The sequence below is a fragment of the Phaeobacter sp. A36a-5a genome (genome assembly GCF_037911135.1).
Classification (GTDB): Bacteria; Pseudomonadota; Alphaproteobacteria; order Rhodobacterales; family Rhodobacteraceae; genus Phaeobacter; species Phaeobacter bryozoorum.
Genome location: NZ_JBBLYU010000001.1, coordinates 190,914 through 214,035 on the forward strand (window position 1 = coordinate 190,914; position 23,122 = coordinate 214,035).

The 23,122-nt window shown below is 60.5% G+C and carries 24 protein-coding genes; 14 read left to right on the plus strand and 10 right to left on the minus strand.

Going from position 1 to position 23,122, the window contains the following annotated elements; translation table 11 throughout:
• Positions 1 to 10: 10 nt before the first annotated feature.
• Positions 11 to 700 (minus strand): ribulose-phosphate 3-epimerase, encoded by a 690-nt coding sequence (rpe, locus tag WLQ66_RS00920; RefSeq protein WP_340544360.1) that lies wholly within the window; start codon positions 698 to 700, stop codon positions 11 to 13.
• Between the two features lie 177 nt (positions 701 to 877).
• Here rpe and phnC point away from each other — a divergent pair, with 177 nt between their 5' ends.
• The 5 genes from phnC (at position 878) to WLQ66_RS00945 (ending at position 5,727) form a co-directional block, all read left to right on the plus strand.
• The gene (gene phnC / locus WLQ66_RS00925; RefSeq protein ID WP_340544362.1) at positions 878 to 1,696 is read left to right on the plus strand and encodes a phosphonate ABC transporter ATP-binding protein; all 819 of its coding nucleotides are present in this window, start codon (positions 878 to 880) and stop codon (positions 1,694 to 1,696) included.
• 59 nt (positions 1,697 to 1,755) lie between these two features.
• Positions 1,756 to 2,664 carry a phosphonate ABC transporter substrate-binding protein gene (gene phnD / locus WLQ66_RS00930; RefSeq protein ID WP_340544363.1) on the plus strand — a complete coding sequence of 303 codons (909 nt, stop codon included), beginning with the start codon at positions 1,756 to 1,758 and terminating at the stop codon, positions 2,662 to 2,664.
• 160 nt (positions 2,665 to 2,824) lie between these two features.
• Positions 2,825 to 3,694 carry a phosphonate ABC transporter, permease protein PhnE gene (gene phnE, locus WLQ66_RS00935; RefSeq protein ID WP_340544364.1) on the plus strand — a complete coding sequence of 290 codons (870 nt, stop codon included), beginning with the start codon at positions 2,825 to 2,827 and terminating at the stop codon, positions 3,692 to 3,694.
• Positions 3,691 to 5,061: a phosphonate ABC transporter, permease protein PhnE gene (gene phnE / locus WLQ66_RS00940; RefSeq protein ID WP_340544365.1), complete on the plus strand. Its 1,371-nt coding sequence runs from the start codon at positions 3,691 to 3,693 to the stop codon at positions 5,059 to 5,061. The genes phnE (WLQ66_RS00935) and phnE (WLQ66_RS00940) overlap by 4 nt, the downstream gene beginning before the upstream one ends.
• A gap of 51 nt (positions 5,062 to 5,112) precedes the next feature.
• Entirely contained in the window at positions 5,113 to 5,727 is a 615-nt protein-coding gene (locus tag WLQ66_RS00945; RefSeq protein ID WP_340544366.1) for an LbetaH domain-containing protein, read from the plus strand.
• Positions 5,728 to 5,773: 46 nt separating this feature from the next.
• On the opposite strand, the gene phnF is transcribed toward WLQ66_RS00945, so the two are convergent.
• Positions 5,774 to 6,508: a phosphonate metabolism transcriptional regulator PhnF gene (phnF, locus tag WLQ66_RS00950; RefSeq protein WP_340544367.1), complete on the minus strand. Its 735-nt coding sequence runs from the start codon at positions 6,506 to 6,508 to the stop codon at positions 5,774 to 5,776.
• Between the two features lie 108 nt (positions 6,509 to 6,616).
• On the opposite strand from phnF, the gene phnG reads away from it, so the two are divergent.
• The 7 genes from phnG to phnN all read left to right on the plus strand — a co-directional run bounded on the left by phnG (position 6,617) and on the right by phnN (position 11,912).
• Complete coding sequence (phnG, locus tag WLQ66_RS00955; protein ID WP_340544368.1) at positions 6,617 to 7,093, plus strand: phosphonate C-P lyase system protein PhnG; 477 nt, start codon at positions 6,617 to 6,619, stop codon at positions 7,091 to 7,093.
• Positions 7,093 to 7,689: a phosphonate C-P lyase system protein PhnH gene (gene phnH, locus WLQ66_RS00960; protein WP_340544369.1), complete on the plus strand. Its 597-nt coding sequence runs from the start codon at positions 7,093 to 7,095 to the stop codon at positions 7,687 to 7,689. Before phnG ends, phnH begins: the two co-directional genes overlap by 1 nt.
• A gap of 3 nt (positions 7,690 to 7,692) precedes the next feature.
• The gene (locus tag WLQ66_RS00965; protein WP_340544370.1) at positions 7,693 to 8,802 is read left to right on the plus strand and encodes a carbon-phosphorus lyase complex subunit; all 1,110 of its coding nucleotides are present in this window, start codon (positions 7,693 to 7,695) and stop codon (positions 8,800 to 8,802) included.
• Between the two features lie 220 nt (positions 8,803 to 9,022).
• Positions 9,023 to 9,880 carry an alpha-D-ribose 1-methylphosphonate 5-phosphate C-P-lyase PhnJ gene (locus tag WLQ66_RS00970; RefSeq protein WP_340544371.1) on the plus strand — a complete coding sequence of 286 codons (858 nt, stop codon included), beginning with the start codon at positions 9,023 to 9,025 and terminating at the stop codon, positions 9,878 to 9,880.
• Positions 9,880 to 10,650 carry a phosphonate C-P lyase system protein PhnK gene (phnK, locus tag WLQ66_RS00975; RefSeq protein ID WP_340544372.1) on the plus strand — a complete coding sequence of 257 codons (771 nt, stop codon included), beginning with the start codon at positions 9,880 to 9,882 and terminating at the stop codon, positions 10,648 to 10,650. The genes WLQ66_RS00970 and phnK overlap by 1 nt, the downstream gene beginning before the upstream one ends.
• A 9-nt stretch (positions 10,651 to 10,659) precedes the next feature.
• On the plus strand, positions 10,660 to 11,343 hold the full coding sequence (gene phnL, locus WLQ66_RS00980; RefSeq protein ID WP_340544373.1) for a phosphonate C-P lyase system protein PhnL: 684 nt from the start codon (positions 10,660 to 10,662) through the stop codon (positions 11,341 to 11,343).
• Positions 11,340 to 11,912: a phosphonate metabolism protein/1,5-bisphosphokinase (PRPP-forming) PhnN gene (gene phnN / locus WLQ66_RS00985; RefSeq protein WP_340544374.1), complete on the plus strand. Its 573-nt coding sequence runs from the start codon at positions 11,340 to 11,342 to the stop codon at positions 11,910 to 11,912. Before phnL ends, phnN begins: the two co-directional genes overlap by 4 nt.
• Here the strand turns inward: phnN and WLQ66_RS00990 are convergent.
• Positions 11,894 to 12,577, minus strand: a complete 684-nt coding sequence (locus WLQ66_RS00990) for a DUF1045 domain-containing protein (RefSeq protein ID WP_340544375.1) — start codon at positions 12,575 to 12,577, stop codon at positions 11,894 to 11,896. The genes phnN and WLQ66_RS00990 overlap by 19 nt on opposite strands.
• 52 nt (positions 12,578 to 12,629) lie before the next feature.
• Between WLQ66_RS00990 and WLQ66_RS00995 the strand changes: the two genes are divergently transcribed.
• Positions 12,630 to 13,772 carry an alpha-D-ribose 1-methylphosphonate 5-triphosphate diphosphatase gene (locus tag WLQ66_RS00995; protein ID WP_340544377.1) on the plus strand — a complete coding sequence of 381 codons (1,143 nt, stop codon included), beginning with the start codon at positions 12,630 to 12,632 and terminating at the stop codon, positions 13,770 to 13,772.
• 25 nt (positions 13,773 to 13,797) lie between these two features.
• On the opposite strand, the gene WLQ66_RS01000 is transcribed toward WLQ66_RS00995, so the two are convergent.
• From WLQ66_RS01000 to WLQ66_RS01030, 7 genes are read right to left on the minus strand one after another with little or no spacing between them, the layout of a single operon-like run.
• Positions 13,798 to 14,274: a class I SAM-dependent methyltransferase gene (locus WLQ66_RS01000; RefSeq protein ID WP_340544379.1), complete on the minus strand. Its 477-nt coding sequence runs from the start codon at positions 14,272 to 14,274 to the stop codon at positions 13,798 to 13,800.
• Positions 14,275 to 15,033: a polysaccharide deacetylase family protein gene (locus WLQ66_RS01005; protein ID WP_340544380.1), complete on the minus strand. Its 759-nt coding sequence runs from the start codon at positions 15,031 to 15,033 to the stop codon at positions 14,275 to 14,277.
• Positions 15,030 to 16,172, minus strand: a complete 1,143-nt coding sequence (locus WLQ66_RS01010; protein ID WP_340544381.1) for a glycosyltransferase family protein — start codon at positions 16,170 to 16,172, stop codon at positions 15,030 to 15,032. The genes WLQ66_RS01005 and WLQ66_RS01010 overlap by 4 nt, the downstream gene beginning before the upstream one ends.
• The gene (locus WLQ66_RS01015; protein WP_340544382.1) at positions 16,172 to 16,759 is read right to left on the minus strand and encodes a histidine phosphatase family protein; all 588 of its coding nucleotides are present in this window, start codon (positions 16,757 to 16,759) and stop codon (positions 16,172 to 16,174) included. Before WLQ66_RS01015 ends, WLQ66_RS01010 begins: the two co-directional genes overlap by 1 nt.
• Positions 16,756 to 17,868: a glycosyltransferase family 4 protein gene (locus WLQ66_RS01020; RefSeq protein ID WP_340544384.1), complete on the minus strand. Its 1,113-nt coding sequence runs from the start codon at positions 17,866 to 17,868 to the stop codon at positions 16,756 to 16,758. Before WLQ66_RS01020 ends, WLQ66_RS01015 begins: the two co-directional genes overlap by 4 nt.
• On the minus strand, positions 17,865 to 19,124 hold the full coding sequence (locus WLQ66_RS01025; protein ID WP_340544385.1) for a glycosyltransferase family 4 protein: 1,260 nt from the start codon (positions 19,122 to 19,124) through the stop codon (positions 17,865 to 17,867). Before WLQ66_RS01025 ends, WLQ66_RS01020 begins: the two co-directional genes overlap by 4 nt.
• Positions 19,121 to 20,332 carry a glycosyltransferase family protein gene (locus tag WLQ66_RS01030; RefSeq protein ID WP_340544386.1) on the minus strand — a complete coding sequence of 404 codons (1,212 nt, stop codon included), beginning with the start codon at positions 20,330 to 20,332 and terminating at the stop codon, positions 19,121 to 19,123. Before WLQ66_RS01030 ends, WLQ66_RS01025 begins: the two co-directional genes overlap by 4 nt.
• A gap of 441 nt (positions 20,333 to 20,773) precedes the next feature.
• On the opposite strand from WLQ66_RS01030, the gene WLQ66_RS01035 reads away from it, so the two are divergent.
• Positions 20,774 to 23,119 (plus strand): mechanosensitive ion channel domain-containing protein, encoded by a 2,346-nt coding sequence (locus WLQ66_RS01035; RefSeq protein ID WP_340544387.1) that lies wholly within the window; start codon positions 20,774 to 20,776, stop codon positions 23,117 to 23,119.
• Positions 23,120 to 23,122: the final 3 nt, after the last annotated feature.

Below are 23,122 nucleotides of genomic sequence, written 5' to 3' on the forward strand. Positions count from 1 at the left end.
TGTCGCTCGCTCAGGCCCAGACGCCAGCAGCAGCGGCTCGGATGTTGCGGATATTTTCTCCGTAAACCTCCGGCGTATCGACGGAGCCGCCCTTGAACACTGCTGATCCGGCGACCAGCACGTCCGCCCCGGCTTCTGCCACCAGCGGTGCGGTCTTGGGGTCAACGCCGCCATCAATCTCGATATGCACCGGACGATCACCGATCATGGACCGCAGGCTGCGAATCTTGGCGGTCATATCGATGAACTTCTGACCGCCGAACCCGGGGTTCACCGTCATGACGCAGATCAGATCGGTCAGATCCAGCAGATGGGCAACCGCCTCGGCAGGGGTGCCGGGGTTCAGGGCCACACCGGCTTTCATACCTGCCCCGCGGATCGCTTGCAGGGTGCGATGAATATGCGGCCCGGCCTCGACATGTGCGGTCAGAACGTCGGCCCCGGCATCTGCATAGGCGTCGATATAGGGGTCAACCGGTGCAATCATCAGATGCACATCCATCACGGTTTTGACATGTGGGCGAAACGCCTTCACCGCCATCGGACCAAAAGTAAGGTTGGGTACAAAATGCCCGTCCATCACATCGATATGAACCCAATCGGCGCCTTGGGATTCGATGGCCTGAATCTCCTGACCAAAATTGGCAAAGTCGGCAGACAGGATCGAAGGTGCGATTTTGATGGAGCGGTCGAAAGACATGGCAGCAGTTCCTTGGTTTCGTGGGCAGCGTTTCGTCGCCGTATAGCGGCTTGTTGCCGGCGCGCCTAGGGGCGTGCTGGCTGTTGTCATGCCGGCCGTTACAAAAGCTTCACCGCGATGACACACAAGTTTTGATCTGGCAGCTTAGTCAGTCCCGCAAAGAGACGGGAGCCTCAGGTGCTGCGAATTGACAAACTGACCAAGAGATTCGGCGACAAGATCGCGGTGGATGCCGCGACGCTGGATATCGACAAACCCTGCATGATCGGCATTATCGGCCGCTCGGGCGCGGGGAAATCCACGTTGCTGCGGATGATCAACCGGCTTGGGGACGCCAGTGAGGGGCGCATCCTTTTCGAAGGGCGCGATGTGACCCAGCTGCGCGGCAAGGAGAAACGCGCCTGGCAATCCGATTGTGCGATGATCTTTCAGCAGTTCAATCTGGTTCCGCGGATGGATGTCGTGTCCAACGTGCTGCACGGCACGCTCAACCGTCGCTCGAGCCTTGCGACGTTGTTCAATCTCTACCCGATGGACGACATCCATCGCGCGATTGATATCCTTGACCGGCTTGGTATCGCCGAACACGCCGCCAAACGGGCCGAGGCGCTATCGGGTGGTCAACAACAGAGGGTCGCGATTGCACGGGCTCTGATGCAGGATCCGAGGATCATTTTGGCGGATGAACCGATTGCCTCGCTTGATCCGATGAATGCCCAGACAGTCATGGAGGCACTGCGCCGTATCCACGAGGAGGACGGCCGCACTGTCATCGCCAATCTGCACACACTGGATACCGCACGTCGCTACTGCGACCGTGTTGTCGGCATGCGGGATGGGCGCATCGTGTTCGATGGTCTGCCGGAGCAGCTGACGACCGGTGTCGCCCGCGAGATCTACGGAGCAGGCGCGGACTTCTCCGAGGCCGCTACCTCTACAGAGATTGAGACATTGAACCGTATTCAGCCGCGCCGACAGCCTGTTCCGGCGAACTGACAGTTTTTTCCAAACCCGGCGGTTCGTTCGCCGACATGACCAACCAGAGAGATTGACTAATGAAAAACCTTATTGCTGCCATTCTGGCGACCACCGCGCTGACCGCACCGGTTCTTGCTGAGACCTCGGAAATTCAGGAATTCCGTATCGGTATTCTTGGTGGTGAAAACGCTCAGGATCGCCTGAACAACAACGAGTGCCTGCGTCAGAAGACCGAGGATCTTCTGGAGGTCGAAACCAAACTCTTTGCCCCGGCCGACTACAACGGGGTGATCCAGGGGCTGCTGGGCGGCACCATCGACATGGCGTGGCTGGGTGCATCCGGCTATGCCAAAACTTATCTCAGTGATCCGGCGGCGGTAGAGCCGATCCTGGTAAAGGTGAATAACGACGGTGGCTATGGCTACTATTCCATCGGTTTCACGCGTAAGGATAGCGGGATCACATCGCTCGATGACATGCAGGGCAAGACATTTGGTTTTGGTGATCCAAACTCCACCTCCGGTTTCCTGATCCCTTCGATCGAGATTCCACAGGTAACCGGCGCGACCATGACCTCCGGCGATTACTTTGGCGAGGTTAAATTCACGGGCGGGCATGAGCAGACAATCGTCGCTGTTGCGAATGGCGATGTGGACGCCGGCGTCAGCTGGGCTGACGGCCTGGGTGAGTGGGAAGATGGTTTCAACTCCGGCGCGCTGCGTCGCGCAGTTGATGCAGGTCTCGTCGATATGAACGATCTGGTGCAGATCTGGCAGTCCAAGCCTATTCCCGAGGGCCCGGTTGTTCTGCGCACCGAACTGCCCGAGGACGTGAAGCTGAAGATGACTGGCCTGATGGCCTCTCTGAAGTCGATGGATGCTGAATGTTTCTATGGTGTGGCCGCCGGTGAGGCGAAAGGCTTCATGCCGATCACCCACGAGGCCTACGAGGTTATCATCGAAGCGCGGAAATTGAAGTCCAACTAATTTCAGTACCTAAGCGCGCGGGGTTCGGAGAATTCGTGCCGAACCCCGCCATTTTATCTGCCAACTGCCCTGGTTCGGAACTGACTGCGCGCAGTCTCCACCACGTGAAACATCGAAAGCCCAGCCGTTCGGCTGTTTTCGACGACACAGGATCCCATTCATGACAGATGCAACAGCCTCGGCCCCTTCGGTGTCCGACATTCAGGCCGATTACCAGGCGCTGATACAGCGCAAGCGCCTTTATGGCGGGATCCTTCTGGCCGTATTTGTGGCGATGATGGCCGCCGGTTTCAGGATCGCCGACGATCGCAACGCAGGGTCTTTCTGGAATGGGATTACCCATGTTTTTGACTACCCCTCTGAGGTGCTTTCGGAAGCGGTCGAGAAGGTGGCCCTATTGCCCGGGCATGTGCTACAGTTTTCACCGGCCCTGATCGAGACCTTGAACATCGCTGCCGCTGCCACGCTGATTGGGGCAATCTTCGGAACCATCCTGTCTTTGTTGGCAACACGGGGGCTGGCGCGCTGGCCGCGCCTTATCCCGCTGTTCCGCCGGATGCTGGATATCTTTCGTGCGATCCCGGAAATCGTCATCGCACTGGTGCTGATCTTTCTTTTGGGTGGTGGACCGGTGCCTGCGATGATCGCGATTGCGATCCATACTGCGGGCGCTCTGGGCAAGCTGTTTTCCGAGGTGAATGAGAACGCATCGCTGAAGCCTGTCGAAGGACTGGCCTCTGTCGGGGCCGGTTGGGCGCAGCGCATGGTGCTGGGCGTTTTTCCCCAGGTCGGCCCGAACTATGTGAGCTACGCACTTCTGCGGTTCGAAATCAATATCCGCGCCTCCGCCATTCTCGGCTTCGTCGGGGCAGGCGGTATCGGCTACGAGCTGCGTAACGCCATGTCCTGGGGGCAGGGGCGGTATGATGAAGCTGCGGCGATCTTTCTTTTGCTGTTTTTTACCATCGTCCTGGTGGATCAACTGTCGGGCCTGCTGCGCGACCGGCTGACCCACGGAGCCAAACAATGACGACCTTTGACACCACTGTTCCGCCGACCTTGCGCAAACTGGACATGGAGCGCCTGTTCATCCGCAAGCGCGTCCTGAGCCTTTCTCTGCCGCTCTTGGTACTGGTCTATCTCGCCTATGTCTTCGTCGCCTTCGACGTTGCGGGGCTGGCCGCGCGGATGAATCCGCAGAATGCCCGCACGCTGGTGGCAGATAGTTACAGCTACAAAACCCACGTCACGCGCGACAATCGGACAGGTGACGTTAGCGTCGCCATCGAGGGAGAGCGCAAAGGGGCCTATCCCGATGGGCAAGCGCCGGAGTGGGTTTCCCTCGCGACAACACCGTCCGACGTTACCGTGATTGACCTCGAAGATGGTCATCAGGTTCGCTTCGGCCCCGAGAGCATTGTTTTTGATATCCCCGGCTATGGTAGGATCCGCGCAACCCCAAGTCGCAGCGCTGGCGTGCAGGCCGAATTTCCGGCAGGCGATCTGCCGGATTGGATCAATGTCTCAAAGAACCGGTTGGCGGTGACGACCGATGCCGGGCGTCTGACGGTGACCCGTAACCGTGCGGAGTTGTTTCGGTATTTTGCTGGTTGGGAGTTGTTCTTCTTCACCCTCGACAGCCGTTACCACGGTCTGGGGCCCGGTGAGCTGATGACCCGGGCCGCAACCGGTGAAGCGGGCGCGATCTTCCACGATTTCTGGACCAACAAGATGTGGCGGCATCAGGATGTGGCCTGGGCCATTTTCGAAACGCTGCTGATGGCGTTCCTTGGCACGATGGGCGCGGGGCTGATTGCGCTGCCGCTCGCATTTGCTGCTACCCGGAACTTCATGCCGCTGCGCGCGGTCCGCTTTGCAACCCGTCGCCTTTTTGACTTCGTGCGCGGCGTCGACTCTCTGATCTGGACCGTGGTCCTTGCCCGGGCCTTTGGACCCGGTCCGCTGACTGGCGCTTTGGCGATCCTGGTGACCGACACTGGTACCTTTGGCAAGATTTTCTCAGAGGCGCTGGAGAATGTGGACGAGAAACAGATCGAAGGCGTTGCCTCCACAGGCGCGAAGCCGGCGCAGCGCTATCGCTTCGGTGTCATTCCGCAGATCACGCCTGTCTTGCTGAGCCAGCTGCTCTATTTTCTGGAATCAAACACGCGCAGCGCAACGATCATTGGCGCCATCACCGGTGGCGGTATCGGCTTGCTGCTGACTCAGGCCATTATCACCCAGAAGGACTGGGAAGAGGTTGCCTATTACATCGTGCTGATCATTCTCATGGTGATGGTCATGGATTGGGTGTCCGGTTGGCTGCGCCGCCGCCTGATCAAGGGCGAGCCGGGCCGCAAGGCCCGCCGTCAGGGTGGCGCGATGCTGCTGCCGTGACCGTTGGCGGTGCTAAGAACCTGTCTCTTCAATATCTTCGAAAGCCACCCAATGCCCCGTCTCTCTGCCGATCAGCCGTATCTTCATTCCAACTGTTCGATCGCAAACAGCCAGTTTGGCGCCTTCGTCGAAATCGGGGCGGAAAGCCGGGTACTGAACAGCCGGTTCGGCGATTACAGCTACTGTGATCGCTACTGTGATATCGCGAATGCAGAGATCGGGAAGTTCTCGAATATCGCCAGCGCCACGCGTATTGGCGCCACCGATCATCCGCTGCAAAAGGCCTCGCTGCATCATTTCCTCTACCGCTCGTCGGCCTATTGGGACGACATCGAAGATGACGCGGACTGGTTTCAGCATCGTGCCAGTCGGCTGGCACATATCGGCCACGACACCTGGATCGGGCATGGTGTGCTGATCAAGCCCGAGGTGACCATTGGCCATGGTGCCGTGGTGGCGGCCGGGACTGTCGTCACCAAGGACGTTGCCCCCTATACGATCGTCGGGGGAAACACGGCGCGGCTCATCCGGCGTCGGTATACCGAAGCAGTCGCTGAGGCGATGATCGCCTTGGCCTGGTGGGACTGGGACAATGCCCGGTTGAAGGCGGCGGTCCCCGATTTTCGAGCGCTAAGCGCCGAAGCCTTCTTAGAGAAATACGCCTAGCACCTGCCTGCGGATCAGCCATCAACGAGGGCGTCATGCAGACAGGTCACCCGTCGGCCAAACCCGCGTCATCCTGATCGCTGACGGTCAGGGTCACCCGGTCCCCGGCAAACCAAGTTCGGCCAAATTCGACAGGGGTCCCGTCTGACGCTGCGTTGATGCCGGTTGTCCGCAGGATCGGGCTGCCCTCGGAGATCCTGAGGTGCAGTGCCTGCGTGGCAGTTGCGAGTTTGGCCGTGATACGGGTCTCCACCCTCGTATAGTCGGTGACCCCGCAGATCTTCAGCGCCGCTGTTACAGATTGGGTCTCTTGCAACGCGGGGAGCAGATTAGGCAGGTCTTCGGCGGGGAACACGCTTTGGAAGAGGGCAATCGGCTGGCCATCCGCCAGTGACAACCCATCATAGACATGTACGGCTGTTCCTGATTCCAGCCCCAGTGCCTCGGCTTCTCGGCGGTCGGCAGCCCGGGTCTCCAGGCTGAGGATTTTCTTTGCTGGAATACGTCCCAGCCGAGCGACGTTCTGGTGAAAGCGGACTCTTTTGCCAATCGGGTAGTCTGTTGGCTGAGCCGCAACAAAGACACCGGCGCCCCGGCGGGCGTGAACCAGCCCCTGGTCTGCCATCTCCGACAAGGCGCGACGGACAGTGTGGCGGTTGACCCCAAATCGACCTGCGAGCTGCACCTCTGGCGGAAGCTTGTCGCCGGTCTGATAGCGCCCCTGTGCGATGTCATCGGTGAGGCTGATGGCGATGGATTTCCAGACCGGGGTGCGGGGCATGTCACGAAACTTTCACAAGGTTGTCGTTGCGCCGCGTGGGGCGACTCAGGTAACATTTGTCTAGTTGTATAGATAAGCTAGACAAACAGGCCAAGAGGCTTCGACAAGATGAACAGAGAAAACAGCATCACAGCGGGTGGTACCGGCAGCGGGGTGGACCGCCAAGCATGGATGAGCCTTCTTGCCTCTGCAAATGCCGCGGCATTGCAGGAGCTCTGGCAGAGCTATGGGCAGAACCCCGATCACGCATGGCTGCGCCCGCCCGAAGTTGGCGGCGTGATGGTGCGGGGGCGCATGGGGGCCAGCGGAGCGGCCTTCAACCTAGGTGAAATGACGGTTACCCGCTGCGCGCTGACATTGGCCGATGGCGTTGTCGGTCACGGCTATGTTCAGGGCCGTAACAAGGCACAGGCTGAGATCGCCGCCAAGATTGATGCGCTGATGCAGACCGGGGCGGCGGCTGACGTGCAGCGTCAGATCCTGGCACCGCTGCGCGAGGCAAAGCAGGCGAAAAAGGCGGCTCGGGCTGCAAAAGCCGCCGCTACGAAAGTTGATTTCTTTACAATGGTGCGAGGGGAAGACTGATGTCGACGCAAGCCCAGGCTTCTCAGTTCTCTGGTGGTTTTGCTTCTCCTGCGGTGCAGTCGGCGCATGCGTTTCGCGCTGCGATGACCGCCATGGCACGTCCTGGCCAGATCATGGACATCACTGGCGCAGCGCCACCCGATGACCTGTCTGTCGCCGCTGGCTGCCTGTTGCTGACGCTGTGTGATCCCGACACGGGTCTCTACCTAGCGCCGGATGTTGACACGCTGGCGGTGCGGGAATGGGTCACCTTTCATACAGGCGCGCCGCTGGTGGCGGCTGATGTTGCAGATTTTGCGCTGGGCGGCTGGGCTGCGCTGGCACCAGTTGATGTCTATCGTATCGGCACGGCTGAATACCCGGATCGCTCGGCCACTCTGATCGTTGAAATGGACGAACTTGCACGACCCAACGCTGAATTGAGCGGCCCTGGCATTAAAGACACCGCCCAGATCCACCTGCCTGATCTGGGCGCATTTCAGGATAACTCTGCGCTCTTCCCTCTGGGGTTCGACACTTATTTCACCGTCGGCAGCCAGCTTTGCGCGCTGCCACGTTCCAGCCGGATTGCTCCGCTGTCCAAGAAGGAGGGCTAAGACATGTATGTTGCCGTAAAAGGGGGCGAACGGGCGATTGACAACGCCCATGCGTGGCTGGCCGAAGAACGCCGGGGCGATACATCGGTGGCCGAGCTGAGCCTGGCCCAGATTCGCGAACAGCTGAGCCTGGCGGTGAACCGGGTGATGGCTGAGGGTTCGCTTTACGATCCTGACCTGGCGGCGCTGGCGATCAAACAGGCGCGTGGGGATCTGATTGAGGCGATTTTTCTGATCCGCGCCTATCGCACAACGCTGCCGCGCTTCGGCGCATCTGAGCCGGTTGAAACGAGCCGTATGGCCTGTGACCGACGGATCTCTGCGACCTTTAAGGATGCGCCTGGTGGTCAGGTGCTTGGACCGACCTTCGATTACACCCATCGCTTGCTGGATTTCAAACTGGCGGCGGAGAGTGATGCCGGAGATCTGCCGGAGGCCCAGACAGCTGAGCCGCGGAGCGAAGACACGCCACATATCCTGACTTTCCTCGATGGCGAGAACATTATTGAACAGGAGCCTCAGGACGATACCGAACCGGGCGACCTGACGCGCGAGCCGATGTCATTTCCGGCGGGGCGGGCGGTGCGTCTACAGTCGCTCACGCGCGGGGACGAAGGCTTCATCCTTGGCATGGCCTATTCGACCCAGCGTGGCTATGCGCGCAACCACGCCTTTGTGGGGGAGCTGCGCATCGGCACCGTACCAGTCGAAATGGAGATCCCAGAGCTGGGTTTCGCGATTGAGATCGGAGAGGTTGAGCTGACCGAATGCGAGACCGTGAACCAGTTCAAGGGGTCGAAAACCGTGCCACCGCAGTTCACCCGCGGTTACGGTCTGGTATTTGGTCAGTCAGAGCGCAAATCCATCGCCATGGCCTTGGTTGATCGGGCGCTGCGCTGGAAGGAGCTGGGCGAGGATAACCTCGGCGCCGCGGCCCAGGACGAGGAATTTGTTCTGAGCCACGCCGACAACATTCAGGCCACAGGCTTTCTAGAGCACATCAAACTGCCACATTATGTGGATTTCCAGTCCGAGCTGGAACTGGTGCGCAAATTGCGCCGCGAGGCAACCGAGCTGGCAGAAACACTTGCTGCGCAGGAGGCTGCGGAATGACGTTAGTCGCAGCCGCCATCTCCTCCCCCAAAGCCATGATCTCCTCCATCGTATTGCCCCTCGGCACCAGCGTAACTGCCGTTCCGCGGTCGCGACTTAAGCGGTTGAACACGGAACAGTTTGACGACCAACAGTATTGCGACCACAGCCAGCACGAGGGTCGTTACGGAAAATTCCTGCAAAACAAATGCTCCCAAATACGGGCCGTGAGGGAAAAGTCATGACCGACTACAACTTTGCATATCTCGATGAACAGACCAAGCGGATGATCCGCAGGGCGATCCTGAAGGGGCTGGCGGTACCGGGCTATCAGGTCCCCTTTGCCAGCCGTGAAATGCCAATGCCCTATGGCTGGGGTACAGGTGGCGTGCAGGTGTCGGCAGCGACGCTGACGCCGGATGATACGTTGAAAGTGATCGATCAGGGTGCCGATGACACCACCAACGCGGTCTCGATCCGGAAGTTCTTCGAAAACACCGCAGGCGTAGCCACCACTGAAGAAACTGCGAAGGCCAGTGTTATCCAGACCCGCCATCGTATCCCTGAGGCGGAGCTGAGCGAGGATCAGATCCTAGTCTATCAGGTGCCAATCCCGGAGCCCCTGCGCTTTCTCGAGCCGCGGGAGACCGAGACCCGCAAGATGCACAGCCTGCAGGAATATGGGCTGATGCACGTGAAACTTTATGAGGACATCAGCCAGCACGGCGCGATTGCGACCTCCTATGCCTATCCGGTGAAGGTCGCAGGCCGATATGTGATGGACCCCTCGCCGATCCCGAAATTTGACAACCCGAAAATGAACATGGCGGCGATCCAGCTGTTTGGCGCAGGGCGCGAGCAACGCATCTACGCGGTGCCGCCTTATACCGAAGTGGTCTCCCTGGATTTTGAGGACTATCCGTTTGAAGCCAGCAAGGCGGATCACCCCTGCGATCTCTGCGCGGCCGAAGACAGCTATCTGGATGAGGTGATCCTCGACGACGCGGGCAACCGGATGTTTGTCTGCTCGGACACGGATTATTGCCGATCCCGGCGTGACGCTGGCCATATTGGCCGCCTGAGTGAGGAGGCCGCGTGATGACACCGCTGCTGCAAGTAAAGAACCTGGCCAAGATGTATGGCGCGCGGATTGGCTGCACAGATGTCAGCTTTGATCTTTATCCGGGCGAAGTCATGGGCATTGTTGGTGAAAGCGGGTCGGGGAAATCGACTCTGTTGAACAGTATGGCGGGGCATCTGACGCCGGATCGTGGTGAAGTGATCTTCGACACCCGTGCAGACGGGCCGGTGGACACAGTCACCATGTCGGAACCGGCACGTCGTATGCTGGGGCGAACGGATTGGGCGTTTGTCCATCAGCACGCCCGCGATGGGCTGCGGATGTCTGTGTCAGCCGGTGGCAATATCGGTGAACGGCTGATGGCTGTGGGGGATCGCCACTACGGCAGCATCCGCGCCCGAGCGGCCGATTGGCTGGGCCGCGTCGAGATTGCCGAAAGCCGCATCGATGACCGGCCCACAGCTTTTTCCGGCGGGATGCAGCAGCGACTTCAGATTGCCCGCAATCTGGTCACCGGGCCGCGCCTTGTCTTCATGGACGAACCCACTGGCGGGCTTGATGTCTCGGTGCAGGCGCGGCTGTTGGATCTGTTGCGCGGGCTGGTGCGGGAAATGGGCCTGAGCGCCATTATCGTGACCCATGATCTCGCGGTGGTGCGTCTCCTGGCGGATCGGCTGATGGTCATGAAAGACGGTCATGTCGTCGAGGCTGGTCTGACCGATCAGGTGCTGGATGACCCGCAGCACGCCTATACCCAATTGCTGGTTTCCAGCGTTCTGCAGGTCTGAGGATCCGAGATGATTGAACTTCAAAACGTCAGCAAGAGCTTCACCCTGCACAATCAGGGCAGTGCGGTCATCCCGGTCATGGAAGGTGCAAATCTAAAGGTGGCCCCCGGAGAGTGCATTGGCCTGATAGGCGCATCCGGGGCGGGAAAATCCACTCTGATGCGGGTAATCTACGGGAATTATCTGGCGGCATCTGGCAGGGTTATGGTGGGCGGCGTGGATGTGGCGAAGGCGGCTCCGCGCGAGATCTTGGCGCTGCGCCGTGAAACGCTGGGCTATGTGAGCCAGTTCCTGAGGGTGGTGCCGCGAGTACCAACGCTCGATGTCGTGGCTGAGCCGCTTCTGTCGGTGGGCGTTGATACAGCTGCGGCGCGCGACCGGGCCGCGACCCTGCTTGCGGGATTGAACATACCGGAACGCCTGTGGCAGCTCAGCCCGACCACCTTCTCGGGTGGGGAACAGCAGCGGGTGAACATTGCTCGCGGTTTCGCCCATACCTACCCGGCGATGCTCTTGGACGAACCAACGGCGAGTCTCGATGCGCAAAACCGGGCGACCGTTCTGTCTCTGATCGAAGACGCCAAGGCGCGCGGCGCCGCCATTATCGGTATCTTCCACGATGAGGCCGCACGCGAGCAGGTCTGCGATCGTTTTGTCGATGTTTCAGCCTTTACCCCAAAGGCTGCTGCATGATCCTGGAGCCTTCGATAGCCCCTGTTATCGCTGTGGTTGGCCCCTCAGGGGTTGGCAAGGATAGCCTGATGGATGCGCTGATGGCCCGTCTGCCGGGCGTGCAGAAGCAGCGGCGCGTCATCACGCGGGCGCCGGAACTGGGTGGTGAAGACTATGAGGCGGTAAGCGAGGCCCGTTTTGCAACACTCCGTGCCGAGGAGCGGTTTGCGCTCCATTGGCAGGCGCACGGTCTGCATTATGCGATTCCACGAGAAATAGACCAGGCGCGTGGGATCGCATCGGGCGTCTTGGTGAACCTTTCGAGAAAGGTGCTCCTCGAAGCGCAGGATGTTTTTGGGGTCCTGATTGTTCTGTCTGTCACAGCCACCCCAGAGGCGCTGGCGGCGCGGTTGGCCGAGCGCGGGCGCGAGGATGGCGCTGAAGTCAGCCGCAGGCTTGCCCGCGCGGCAACGCCGTTGCCGACCGGGCTCGAGCATGTAATCGACATCGACAACAGCGGTGAACTGGACGGGGCGATCAAGGCCGCAGAAGCAGCCCTGGCCCCCTGGCTTCAGCCAGTGAGGGCATGACGATGGATCAGCTGAAAACGACCGTCGCTGCCCTCGCCGACCAGAGCCAGATCTCCAAGAACAAAGGGCGCTGGCAGCAGCGGCCCAAGCCGGTCCTGCAACATGCTTTCGATGGCAGGCAGTTCCGCCTTAGGCCGTTTGCCGGTCAGTGTGATGTGGAACCGGAAGCTGTCGCCGACATAGGGGTAGCCCCAGGTGAGAAGCGCCAGTTCCTGAGCGGGCGTCAGACCTCCAGTGCGGCGCCGATCCAGTTCAGCTGCCGAAGGTGGAGAGCGGAAATCGTCCAGATCCCGCACGCAGTTAAACGCAAGGCGGTTCAGCGACAGCAGATCCCCGGTCGGACAAAGGGCGAGGAAACGGCCAAGCCGTGTGAGCGTCAGCCCGTCCAGCCTAACTGGTGCCATCTCAGTTGCGAACTGCGCAAACCGCTCTGCCAGAGCGTCCGCTGTCTTGCCCTCAGCGAGCCGAAACGGCGGCTTGATGGTCGCGTGAAGCCCGTATTTGCGCGGCACGTCAGTGATTGCAGCAACGTCCAGACCGGTGTTCGGGGGATGATCCAGCGGACGCCCTTCGCAAAGGTCCCAGCCCAGCCAACTGGATGCAAATCGGCTCCATTCCGCCTGCTTGGGCGGCACATAATAGATCGCGTATCGCGTGAATGTCACAATGGCCTCCTAGGTGTGGCCCGTTCTATAGCTCAAACCGTGTGAAACTCAGATGACAGAACCTATGATCCTTGCCAATGCCACGCTCGTTCTTCCCGGAGAAACCCGCACCGGTTCCGTCACCCTGAAAGATGGGCAGATCGTGGATATCGCCGATGGCGCATCCGTACCGAATGGGGCTATTGACCTAGAGGGAGACTTTCTGTGCCCCGGTCTGATTGAGCTGCACACCGACAACTTGGAGCGACATATTCAACCGCGACCGAAGGTCGACTGGCCCCATGCCGCGGCCATTATCGCTCATGATGCCGAGCTGGCGGGAACCGGGATTACCACAGTTTTTGATGCAATGCGCGTTGGCTCGATCAAGGCGGCTGAGTCCCGCTACGGCGCCTATGCCCGTAGTCTTGCATCTGAATTGCTTGAGCTTCGCGATCAGGCGGCGCTCAAGATCAGCCATTTTCTACATCTGCGCGCCGAGGTGTGTTCTGAAACCCTGGTACAGGAGCTGAACGAATTTGGGGAGGAGGACCGGGTCGGTCTGGTGTCCCTGATGGATCACACGCCGGGACAGCGCCAGTTCCGCGACATGTCAAAGCTGGAAGCCTATGTGAAGGGCAAGCATGGCTTTGATGACGACGGCTTCCGAGCGCATGTAGCGGGACTGAAGCAAATGCGCGAGACCTATGGCGACCTGCACGAGGTCGAGGCGGTGAATGCTGCGCGCCGCTTTGGAGCGGTTCTGGCGAGCCATGATGATACAACTGCAGACCAGGTGGCGGTATCAGCCGGTCACGGCATCCATCTTGCTGAATTCCCCACCACCGTCGTGGCGGCACAGGCCTGCCATGCGCACGGCATCAAGGTGATGATGGGCGCGCCGAACCTGATCCGCGGGGGTTCGCATTCCGGCAACGTTGCGGCAAAGGAGCTTGCGGAACTAGAGCTTCTTGACGTGCTGTCCTCCGATTATGTGCCAGCGGCCCTGTTGCTGGCAGCTGCGCAGCTTGGCGATATCTGGGGTGACATGTCGCGAGGTCTCGCGACCGTCACTTCGGCACCGGCGGACGCGGTGAACCTGACGGATCGTGGACGTATCGACATCGGCAAGCGCGCAGATCTGATCCGCTTCCGAATGCGGGCAGGGGTGCCAGCGTTGTCTTCCGTCTGGTCACAAGGAAACCGCGTCGCCTAGTGCCTGCGCGGCAGGGCTGCGCCAGTCAGGCGCGATAGAACAGGTAGCGCCCCGGTGGAATATCCGCCGGGCCTTGCAACTCTTCAAATCCGACCAGCGGCTGACCTGAAACGATGATCCCGCCCGGCGTCATCACTGCCGCAATGGCCGGTGACAGAGCCGCAGCCTCGGCGATGTCCCGCTCCGGGACGCCGAAACCCAGATCATAATGGGCCAGCGCTATTGGGCTGTTCTCGTCGGCCAGCTGGTCCAACATCGGGCGCGCCTCCCCTTGGAGGAAGTCTGCTTCTGGCGGCACGCAGGAGGGATGGCACTGCAGCACCCGGTCGATGACCCGCACCCTGCGGTCAGGCAATGTTTCGCGCAGGTGGTCATAGGTGCGGCCGTTGCCCAACCCGATATCAAGAACATCACCGCTCAGGCCACGAATTTGGTCTGCGGCCCAGTTGAGCCCATCTCGCTGCGCGGTCAGGCGACGCAGCATGGAATCCAAGCGGCTCATTCAGTTAATCCTTTCATCAAAAACCCAAGCACGCCCCGGGCCGTCCAGCAGGCGGCGTATCACATCGTTGCAGAACGTCCATGTCACATCGTCCTGCACCAGATGATGGGTCAGGATGCCATAGGGTTCGGCGACATCGGCCTGCCCCTTGCGGCGCGCTGCGAGCTGCGTGACCAGCTGTGAAAGAAGCAACGCTGGCGGTACGAGTGAGCGCGTGCCCTTCCAGTCGATCGGGTCCAGATGCGTATTGATCTGCCATAGACCCGGGGCTGCCTTGGCCCGTCGCCGAGGAGCAAAGGTCGATAGCGCGCTATAGCCGAGTCCGGCCAGCCAGGGTTCAACTTCGGCGTCGATCCGGTTCCAGGGAGGGACAAACATCGGTCTTAGCCGATCGCCAAAAAGGTCACGCAGACGGGTCAGGGCGTTCTCTGCATCCTCCAGCACATCATCTATCGGTCGATGGGTGCCGAACTCGGCCTTCTTTTCACCATGCGGGGCATGGTTCTGATGCGCCCAGCCATGAACCACCGGCACCAGCGTGTCGACCTGAGCCAGCCGATTGGCAAGGGAGGAGGTTGCGTCACGTCCCACAACCGCGAGATGGGCAGGTAGCGCCAGTTGCTGCGATTGTTCGATTAGCCGGTCGAGCTGTGGTGTCGCCGCAATCGCGTCGTCATCGCGCCACCACAGCGGCAGGATCAGCCCATCCTCCTGCCACCTGGCAAGCTCTCGGTCCAAATTGGTCCAATCGGGTGTCATGAACGCTCCTTTGCCATTTCGCGGGCAATCTCTACCGTTCGGGAGGCGCCGTCAAACCGGAAGCCATCTGTTGGCCGTGCGGGTGCCGCCATAACCGCGTCAACGGCCCTGCAAAGCGCCTCCGGCGTCAGATCGGCCGAGGGTATCGCCGCGATGCCATCCAGCTGCGTGAGACTGCTGGCGCGCAGGGTCTGTTCGACCTCATTGCCCGCATCGAATGGAACGATCACTGCGGGCACCCCTGTTTGCAACAGATCGAGCGCAGTATTGTAGCCACACATGCTGACCGAAGCGGCTGCGCCTTTTAGCATCTGCCTGAAATCTGGCCGTGCGGGTTCCAGATGTGCGAGTGTTTCGCCGTGCTCCGCCACCAGCTGGGCGATTTGCTCCGCTGCGGACGGGCCGCCCACCAGAATCCGCCAGCGTAGAGCGGGACGCAGCGCAGCGGCTTTGAGCGCGATCCGGTAAAGCGTTTCACCGACGGCGCCGCCACCGGCGCTGACAAGGATCTCGCCTTTGCCGGTTCCTTCTGGGTGCGGTGCTGGCGGGGGCGGTGCGACATATCCGGTATAGTGCAGCATTGACGAGATCGCCGGTGTGACAGGCCATGAGGCCTCCAACTGCGTGGCCTGGGGATCTGAATGAACCAGCACACCATCATAGCGTGTTGTCAGAATGGCCGCGGCGTCATCGGCCTTCTTGGGTTTCGAGGGTGGTGCCAGGATATCGCGCACGGAGGCCAACACGACAGGTCGTTTCGGCAGGTCGTGAGCCGCATCGAGCAGTGCCAGAAACTCCTGCCGCAAGCTGCGCCGTCCAAAGGGGAATAACTCAGTGATGACAATATCCGGCTGGATCCGTTGAACCGTGTCGCACAGCATTTCGATCCGGCTGTCGAAATAGGCATCGTCGGCCACTTCACCGGTTGGTGTCAGCAGGCGCGAGAAACTGACGCCGTCTGATCGCAAAGGAGGCAGCTGCACGAGATCAACACCGCTATGATCAAGCTGACGCGCCGACCCGCCGCCGGAGACGACGCAGGGCTGCTGTCCGGCAGCGCTGAACGCCCGGCCCAGTGTCAGGGCGCGTGACAGATGCCCAGTGCCCAACAGATGCGTGACGGCGATGAGGACTTTCATCACATGTCACGTTTGCTGAGACGCACTGGTTCAGCGACGGGTGTGAGCCTGCCGTCAGCGTGTCGCTCCACCACGAACAACCGGTTGCGCTTGATCTGAAATGGGGCTGGCGAGTCAAAGTTCCAGCCATATGCCCGCGCCAGGATCATCCGCATGATCCCGATATGGCACACGGCAACGGTGTCCTCTGTCAACTGGGCGAGCCATGGCACGATCCTCTCCCAGACCTCCTGTGGGGTTTCGCCGCCGGGCGGGCGGTAGTCCCAGCCCCACTCCTCGATGTCGCGAAATCCGCTAGTCGGGTCGGCTCTTAGATCCTTGCCGTGCTGGCCTTCCCAGTCTCCCCAGTTCATTTCGATGAGCGCCGGGCTGGTCTGGGGGGTACGGTCTGCAACCAGCTTGGCGGTCTCGGCCGCGCGTTTCAACGGGCTCGACCAAAGCGAAGCTTGATCCCAAGGGGCAGGCAGGGCCTGCACGGCGAGTTCGGCACGTGCCGTGTCGTCCAACGGGATATCGCTGCGACCTTGAATTCGGCCGGCACGGTTCCAGTCGGTGTGGCCGTGGCGCAGGAGGGCAAGCCTGATCATGATGAAATCTCCAGCAAGGGTGAGAGCGTGGCCCACAATTTTTGTGCCGCCACCGGTGCGAGGTGTCGCGTGGCAATCCGGTCGCGGGCGCGTTTGGCCTGCCGGTTCCGCAAGGCTCCATCATCCAGCGCCCGTTCGAGCGCCCGGGCGTAGCCCGCAGCGCCGCTGTCGGTCGTTGGATTAAGGTCTGGTTCCTCCCATTGGGTGACGACATCGCACAGGCCAGGGCGATCCTGCGCCACGACAGGCACGCCATAGGCCTGGGCTTCAAGATAGACCATTCCAAACGCTTCGTTGACACCGGGCCAGAGAAAAAGGGAGGCCTGTTGATAGAGCGCCTCCAATGCCTCCCGGTTCAACTCACCAAGAAATCGGACATGCTCGCCGAAGGGGCGCATCAGGGTTTCGACCTCGAGGCGGGCCGGGCCGTCGCCGACGATGTCCAACCGCCAGGGCTGGGATACCCTGGCGAGCGCATCCGCGAGCAGACGATATGAGGCGAGCTTGTCGCCCGGTCGCATCATACCGACGCTCAACAGCGGGCCGGAGTGATCGCTGGCGGTCGGCAGCGTCTTCGCTGTCAAGAACGGGGGCAGGTGGACCAGCCTCTGGTCCGCGTATCTGTCGCGCAGCAAGGTCTCGTGGTCCTGTTCGGTCAGATAGAAGATGACCGCAGCCGCATCGGCCGCCTCATGGGCTGCTCTGGCGAAATCCGACCATGGACCTTCGAGCCTTTTGTTGGCGCGTGTCGATTCTACCTGAACATAGGGGATGCCGAGACGCTCCGCGACGGCAGGGCCGATCAGATCGGGGGCCTTGTAATAGTTGTGGTAGGTAAGCCAGAGCGCAGGCTGGTCGGCCTCGGGAGTGGCGCGAATCTCGGTACAGATGCGGTCGATCTCATGTGCTGCCTTGCCGCGCAGTGTGGCTTGGTGTTCGGTGTCACCGGATCTGTCATACACCCGAAGCTCGCTGGCCAGCGTGACGGTTGCCCCAGTCCCGGCGAGTAATCCCATCAGATTGCGGGCCATCTCTCGATCACCTGAAGGCACCGGGTGGCGCGGTGACTTCATCGGCGCATAAAAGGCAATCTTGTGGCCCCGGCTCATGTCTCGCGTATCATCGTCTTCAGCCGCTCCGACAGCCGGGCGATGCCGGGGTCCATGCCAAAATCATGACGCAGTCGAACGAGTGCCGCTTCTGCCATTCGGGCGGCTTGCTCGGGATTCCGGCTCAGGGTCAGGATGGCCTCTGCCAAGGCTTCGGGGGTATCTTGGCTGAGCACGCCGTGGGTGCCATTTTCGATGAACTCCGGGATCGCAGAGACCGCGGTGGACAGGATCGGCAGGCGCTGCGACGCGGCTTCCATCAGCACGTTAGGTAGCCCGTCCCGATCACCATCGCTGGCGATGCGGCTGGGCAGGACGAATATGTCACATGCGCGCATGGCCGAGATAACCTCGGGCTGATCGCAGGCGCCGCGCCAGGTGATCCGATCGACCACGCCTAGATCCTCTGCCATGCCTCGTAGCAGGTCTTTCAGGTCGCCGCCGCCGATGTGGGTCCAGTGCCAGTCAAGCGAACTGGGCAGGAGGGCGAGCGCGGCGATCAACCGGTCAAAGCCCTTCTTCTCGACCAATCGGCCGACCGACATCAGATGCAGCGGGTCGCCCGGAGCACGCCATCTGCGCTGGGGCGGAGAGGGGAAACGCGAGAGATCCAGACCGTGATAGATCAGGTCAACCCGGTCAGTTCTGTCCGAAAGCGCTTGCAGGTGTTTCGCCCCAAACCCGGTGCAAGTGGCACCAAAGGCAGCGCCATGTGTCGCGGTGGCAAGCTTTTCTTTCAGTTCCCACTCGGGGGATGTCCAGATGTCCTTGGCATGGGCGGAAAAACTCCAGGGCAGACCGCGCATGATGGCGGCATAGCGCGCCACTGAAGACGGCGTGTGCAGGAAATGAGCATAAAGCCCGAGGACCTGCTCCGGCATTTCCGCAGCCAGGACGCAAGCCTGGCCAAATCGGCGGATCCGGTTGCGGGAGGGATCGCGGCGCAGGTCCTGCCGCCAGATCCGATAGGCGGTCTGATAGCCGGGCATGGCCTGTGCCTGTTGCCGCGCGCTCCAGACACGATCAGGTTCCTGATAAAGATACTCCGGCAGGTAGTGGACCGCGGCGCTCAGCTTCTCATGTAAGGGGTGACGTTTGATATCCGTGGGATGACGAAGGGACCAGATTTCAAAACTATGGCCTGCGGCCTCCAGCGCGACCAGTTCCTGCGCGATGAACGTTTCGGACAGGCGCGGCCAACCTTTGACGATCACGGCAAGAGGCGGGCGCGACGGCGTGGTCTTGCGAGAGTTCATTCGGCGGCCTTCCCGCTGGTCTTATGCAGAAGTGCATCGACCCGGTCGGTTACATAGTCGAGACCGTCTAACAACCCGTCGGGAATCGCCGCCGAGGGCGGTGGTTGGTCGGCGAGCGCACGGATCGCACGGATCATCGCCTCTGGTGTCCAGCCGTCTCGACGCTCATCCAGCATGGCCGTCAGCCCAAGTTCTTCGGCGCGGCTGGCGCGGATCCACTGCTCAAGCCTCGGGGTGGTGCGCGGTACAATGACGGCGGGTTTGTCAAAGGACAAAACCTCGCAGAACGTGTTGTAGCCGCCCATGCAGACAACGCCCTGCGCCCCGGCGAAGAGGGTTTCGATCTCGGATTCGAACCCCACTGCTGTGACGCGGCCGTTCAGAGCGGCAACACGAGTCTCGAACTCGGTTCGGGTTTCGCCCGACAGGAAGGGGCCGTAGACGAGCATGGCACGGGGTGCCAGGTTCGGGTCGCGTTCATAGGCGGTCAGGACAAGGTCGACCATCATCGCGCCATCGCCGCCGCCGCCGGGGGTGATCAGGACATATGGCTGTTCTGGAGGGGTTCCCAGCTCGCCAAGATCGCGGCGCAGATACCCGGTCCAATGCATCCGCGCCTGTGCGTCCGCGCTGAGGGGAAGCCCGGCGGTGGGATCATAGACGGAGCGGATGCCATAGACCCAGATCTCGTCATAGAATTGTTCAGTGGCGGCAACGGCATCCTTGCGGGCCCACTCGGTGGCCAGCACCTCCGGCTCATCCAGAACATCGCGCAACCCGAGGATCAGGCGTGTTTTGCCCTTGCGCTGCAGCTCTTCCAGGGTGGGCAGCAATTCGCCGCGAAACCCGGTTGGTTCCTTGTCGACGATCAGCACATCGGGGGCGTATTCCATCGCGGTAGATCGGATAAGACCTGCCCGCAGCGTGGTGGTCTCTTCAATCGACATTCCCATTGTCCGTGACGCATAGGAGCCGTCCGACCGCTTGATTACACCGGGTAGCCGCACATGGTCGACGCGTGAGGGAAAGGCGAAACGCCCGGCCACGGGAGAGCCGGTCAGGATCAGGGCCGAGGCCGACGGGTCCGCATCGGTAATCGCACCGGCCAGGGCCCTCGACCGTCGCAGATGACCCAGCCCGAAGGTATCGTGGCTGTAGAGCATGACACGGGGGCCGCGAGGGGTGCTGGAGGGTGCGTTGACTGTCATCGCTGGGCCTGCGTCTGGTACAAGGATAGGAGAGATGAAACACCGGGAAACCCAAGTCGGGAGGACGTGCAGAGATGTTCTGGACACGGGTGCCCATCCTCCGCATCAGCGGCTGTGCGTAACAGCTCGGCCAGGGTCCGCCTCAGCATAGTATCGCCTCAGGTTGCTCAGCCTGACACGCTACGGGCCAAGGCACAGATCATCGTTGCGTCAGATCCAGAACGTCGAAGGTGGCATCCTGCGCCCGTCGGCGTGGTCTGCCCTCCTGCGCTCTGTGTGATACGCTGAATTTTCTATAACGTGCAGAGGTATAAGTTGCAATCAAGCGCTTGCGAACCGCACTTTCACCACTGAAACGCCGTGCCGAGGTGCAAAGACTTGATATTTTCACCGTTTTGCGGCCTTGGTGAAGGGATGGTTCCAAAAAATCGGGTTGTTCTCATGTGGCGAATGGTATCGCAGTATCTTGTCTGTTTGACGCTGGCGCTGGTTGTGGCGGCCTTTGGTCCGGCAGCAACATGGGCGCAATCGACGTCACCTCAGGGTGGGGATGATCTAGCCAAGGCGATTGAGCAGGCAGCTGAGAGCGGCGTCGGCGTCATCATCGTTGATGGTCGCGGCCAGCTGGTTTCGCCCTCGGATGCGCAGGGTGGAACGATACCTGTTCCCGCCACGGATCAGATGGAAGGGGCCTCGGCGCTGATGAAAGCGCAATCGGAGGTGGAGCAATTCGGGGATGCCCTGAAAAGTCGTCTGGAGGCGATGCCCTATTCGATCTTTGAGGTGCAGTACATCCTGCGACAGACGAGCCCGGATGGCCGCATTATCACCTACGTGAAGGTGCTCGGCTGGAGCTTGTTTCTGCTGTTCATCGGTCGCTGGGTCTCGGTCGAGATTTACGGCAAGCGTATCGCCAAGAAACATGTGGTGTCGCGGATCAAGGAACAGCCCGAAGGCTATCAGGATAAAATGCCGTTCCTGGTCTTCCGTTTCATTATGGGGGTCGGCGGTACAATTGTAGCCATGGCGTTTGCGTTGCTGACGTCCTATCTCATCTTCGGAACTTCCGGCAATTCATCGGTGAAATTCACCGTCACCGCGATCTACACGGCGTTTTTCTTGTCGCGGACAGTTTCGGACCTGTGGCGCATGGTGCTGTCGCCTTACCTCAGCCAATACCGCATTCCTGTGTTCTCAGACCGGGACGCTCGGCGTCTGTATTTCTGGGCCTCCGGGCTGGCGACCTACGATATCTGTTCGGTGCTTTTTGCGACTTGGGTTGGCGATTTCGGGCTCAATTACAATGTATATGCGCTTGTCTATGGCGTGTTGGCATTGGTTGGCACGTTCGGCAATCTGTTGATGGTTGTGATCAATGCGCGACCCATTTCCAACGCCATACGTGCAGGCCGCGCCCCGGAAACCTGCTCCTGGCTCGTCCGGCTTCTGTCTGTTGCCTGGGCACCTGTTCTGGTGGTCTACATCATATTTGGATGGCTGGAGCTGGCCTTCGATCTGGTGTTGGAGCGCGATATGTCGCTGCCGCTCATGGCGGGCAGCTATTCGGTGCTGACCTCTATTCTGGTTGTCTACGGCCTCATCAACTATGTGATCGAACGCTTCTTCAATCGGTCGCAGCGACGGGTGCTGGTCAACGCTGCCGATGGAAGCGACGAAGACAGTGACGCAGAGACCGACGACGATGCCGAGATGCTTCCGCAACAGCAGCGGCACCCGATAGCCACTTTCGAAGATCTCGCGCGCCGCATCGCCGGTATACTGGCCTTTACCGTCGGCTTTCTCGCCATGGTCACGATCTGGAACCCCGAAGCAGCCTGGATGGAAAACTCCCGTCTGGACCGGATGAGCGATATAATCGTGATCCTGTTCATCGGTTATATCGTCTACCACATCGCCCGGATCTGGATCGACAGCAAGATCGACGAAGAGGTCGGCGACATGCCGGTTGGCGAATTAGGGGACGAGGGCGGCGCGGGCGGTGCCAGCCGGTTGGCAACCCTGCTGCCGCTGTTCCGAGGCGCGATCTTGGCGGTTGTCGTGGTCTCCATCATCCTGATCGTTCTGCTGGAACTGGGGATCAACGTCAGCCCGTTGTTCGCCGGTGCCGGTGTAGTCGGTCTGGCGGTGGGTTTTGGGTCGCAGACCCTGGTCCGGGATATCTTTTCGGGTGCCTTCTTCCTCGTGGACGACGCCTTCCGCAAAGGCGAATACATAGATATCGGCGATGTCAAAGGCACGGTCGAACGTATTTCGGTGCGATCCTTTCAGTTGCGCCATCACCTGGGAGCGTTGCACACCATTCCCTTTGGTGAGATCCGCGTGCTGACCAATTATTCCCGCGACTGGGTCATGATGAAGCTGCCGCTACGGGTGACCTATGACACCGATGTGGAAAAGGTTCGCAAACTCATCAAGAAACTGGGGCAAGAGCTGCTGGATGATCCGGTGATTGGAGACACCTTCATACAGCCGCTGAAGTCGCAGGGTGTGATCGAGATGCAGGATTCTGCAATGATCATTCGGGTCAAATTCATGACCAAGCCTGGCGACCAATGGCTGGTGCGCAAGAAGGTGTTTCAGGAAATCCGCGATCTCTTTGCGCGCGAAGGTATCAAATTTGCCCATCGCGAGGTTACCGTGCGTTTGGCTGGGGATCAGGTCGAGCAAACCCCCAAAGAGAAGCGCGATCTGGCTGTCGGGGCTGTTCAGGCGGCCATCGATGAGGATCTGATGGATGTGAACGATGGCGACGGTGACGATCGCTAGGAG

Coding starts and splice junctions, on each gene's coding strand:
- rpe (WP_340544360.1), bottom strand. CDS start 700: ATGTCTTTCGACCGCTCCATCAAAATCGCACCTTCGATCCTGTCTGCC.
- phnD (WP_340544363.1), top strand. CDS start 1,756: ATGAAAAACCTTATTGCTGCCATTCTGGCGACCACCGCGCTGACCGCA.
- phnE (WP_340544364.1), top strand. CDS start 2,825: ATGACAGATGCAACAGCCTCGGCCCCTTCGGTGTCCGACATTCAGGCC.
- phnE (WP_340544365.1), top strand. CDS start 3,691: ATGACGACCTTTGACACCACTGTTCCGCCGACCTTGCGCAAACTGGAC.
- WLQ66_RS00945 (WP_340544366.1), top strand. CDS start 5,113: ATGCCCCGTCTCTCTGCCGATCAGCCGTATCTTCATTCCAACTGTTCG.
- phnF (WP_340544367.1), bottom strand. CDS start 6,508: ATGCCCCGCACCCCGGTCTGGAAATCCATCGCCATCAGCCTCACCGAT.
- phnG (WP_340544368.1), top strand. CDS start 6,617: ATGAACAGAGAAAACAGCATCACAGCGGGTGGTACCGGCAGCGGGGTG.
- phnH (WP_340544369.1), top strand. CDS start 7,093: ATGTCGACGCAAGCCCAGGCTTCTCAGTTCTCTGGTGGTTTTGCTTCT.
- WLQ66_RS00965 (WP_340544370.1), top strand. CDS start 7,693: ATGTATGTTGCCGTAAAAGGGGGCGAACGGGCGATTGACAACGCCCAT.
- WLQ66_RS00970 (WP_340544371.1), top strand. CDS start 9,023: ATGACCGACTACAACTTTGCATATCTCGATGAACAGACCAAGCGGATG.
- phnK (WP_340544372.1), top strand. CDS start 9,880: ATGACACCGCTGCTGCAAGTAAAGAACCTGGCCAAGATGTATGGCGCG.
- phnL (WP_340544373.1), top strand. CDS start 10,660: ATGATTGAACTTCAAAACGTCAGCAAGAGCTTCACCCTGCACAATCAG.
- phnN (WP_340544374.1), top strand. CDS start 11,340: ATGATCCTGGAGCCTTCGATAGCCCCTGTTATCGCTGTGGTTGGCCCC.
- WLQ66_RS00995 (WP_340544377.1), top strand. CDS start 12,630: ATGACAGAACCTATGATCCTTGCCAATGCCACGCTCGTTCTTCCCGGA.
- WLQ66_RS01000 (WP_340544379.1), bottom strand. CDS start 14,274: ATGAGCCGCTTGGATTCCATGCTGCGTCGCCTGACCGCGCAGCGAGAT.
- WLQ66_RS01005 (WP_340544380.1), bottom strand. CDS start 15,033: ATGACACCCGATTGGACCAATTTGGACCGAGAGCTTGCCAGGTGGCAG.
- WLQ66_RS01010 (WP_340544381.1), bottom strand. CDS start 16,172: ATGAAAGTCCTCATCGCCGTCACGCATCTGTTGGGCACTGGGCATCTG.
- WLQ66_RS01015 (WP_340544382.1), bottom strand. CDS start 16,759: ATGATCAGGCTTGCCCTCCTGCGCCACGGCCACACCGACTGGAACCGT.
- WLQ66_RS01020 (WP_340544384.1), bottom strand. CDS start 17,868: ATGAGCCGGGGCCACAAGATTGCCTTTTATGCGCCGATGAAGTCACCG.
- WLQ66_RS01025 (WP_340544385.1), bottom strand. CDS start 19,124: ATGAACTCTCGCAAGACCACGCCGTCGCGCCCGCCTCTTGCCGTGATC.
- WLQ66_RS01030 (WP_340544386.1), bottom strand. CDS start 20,332: ATGACAGTCAACGCACCCTCCAGCACCCCTCGCGGCCCCCGTGTCATG.
- WLQ66_RS01035 (WP_340544387.1), top strand. CDS start 20,774: ATGTGGCGAATGGTATCGCAGTATCTTGTCTGTTTGACGCTGGCGCTG.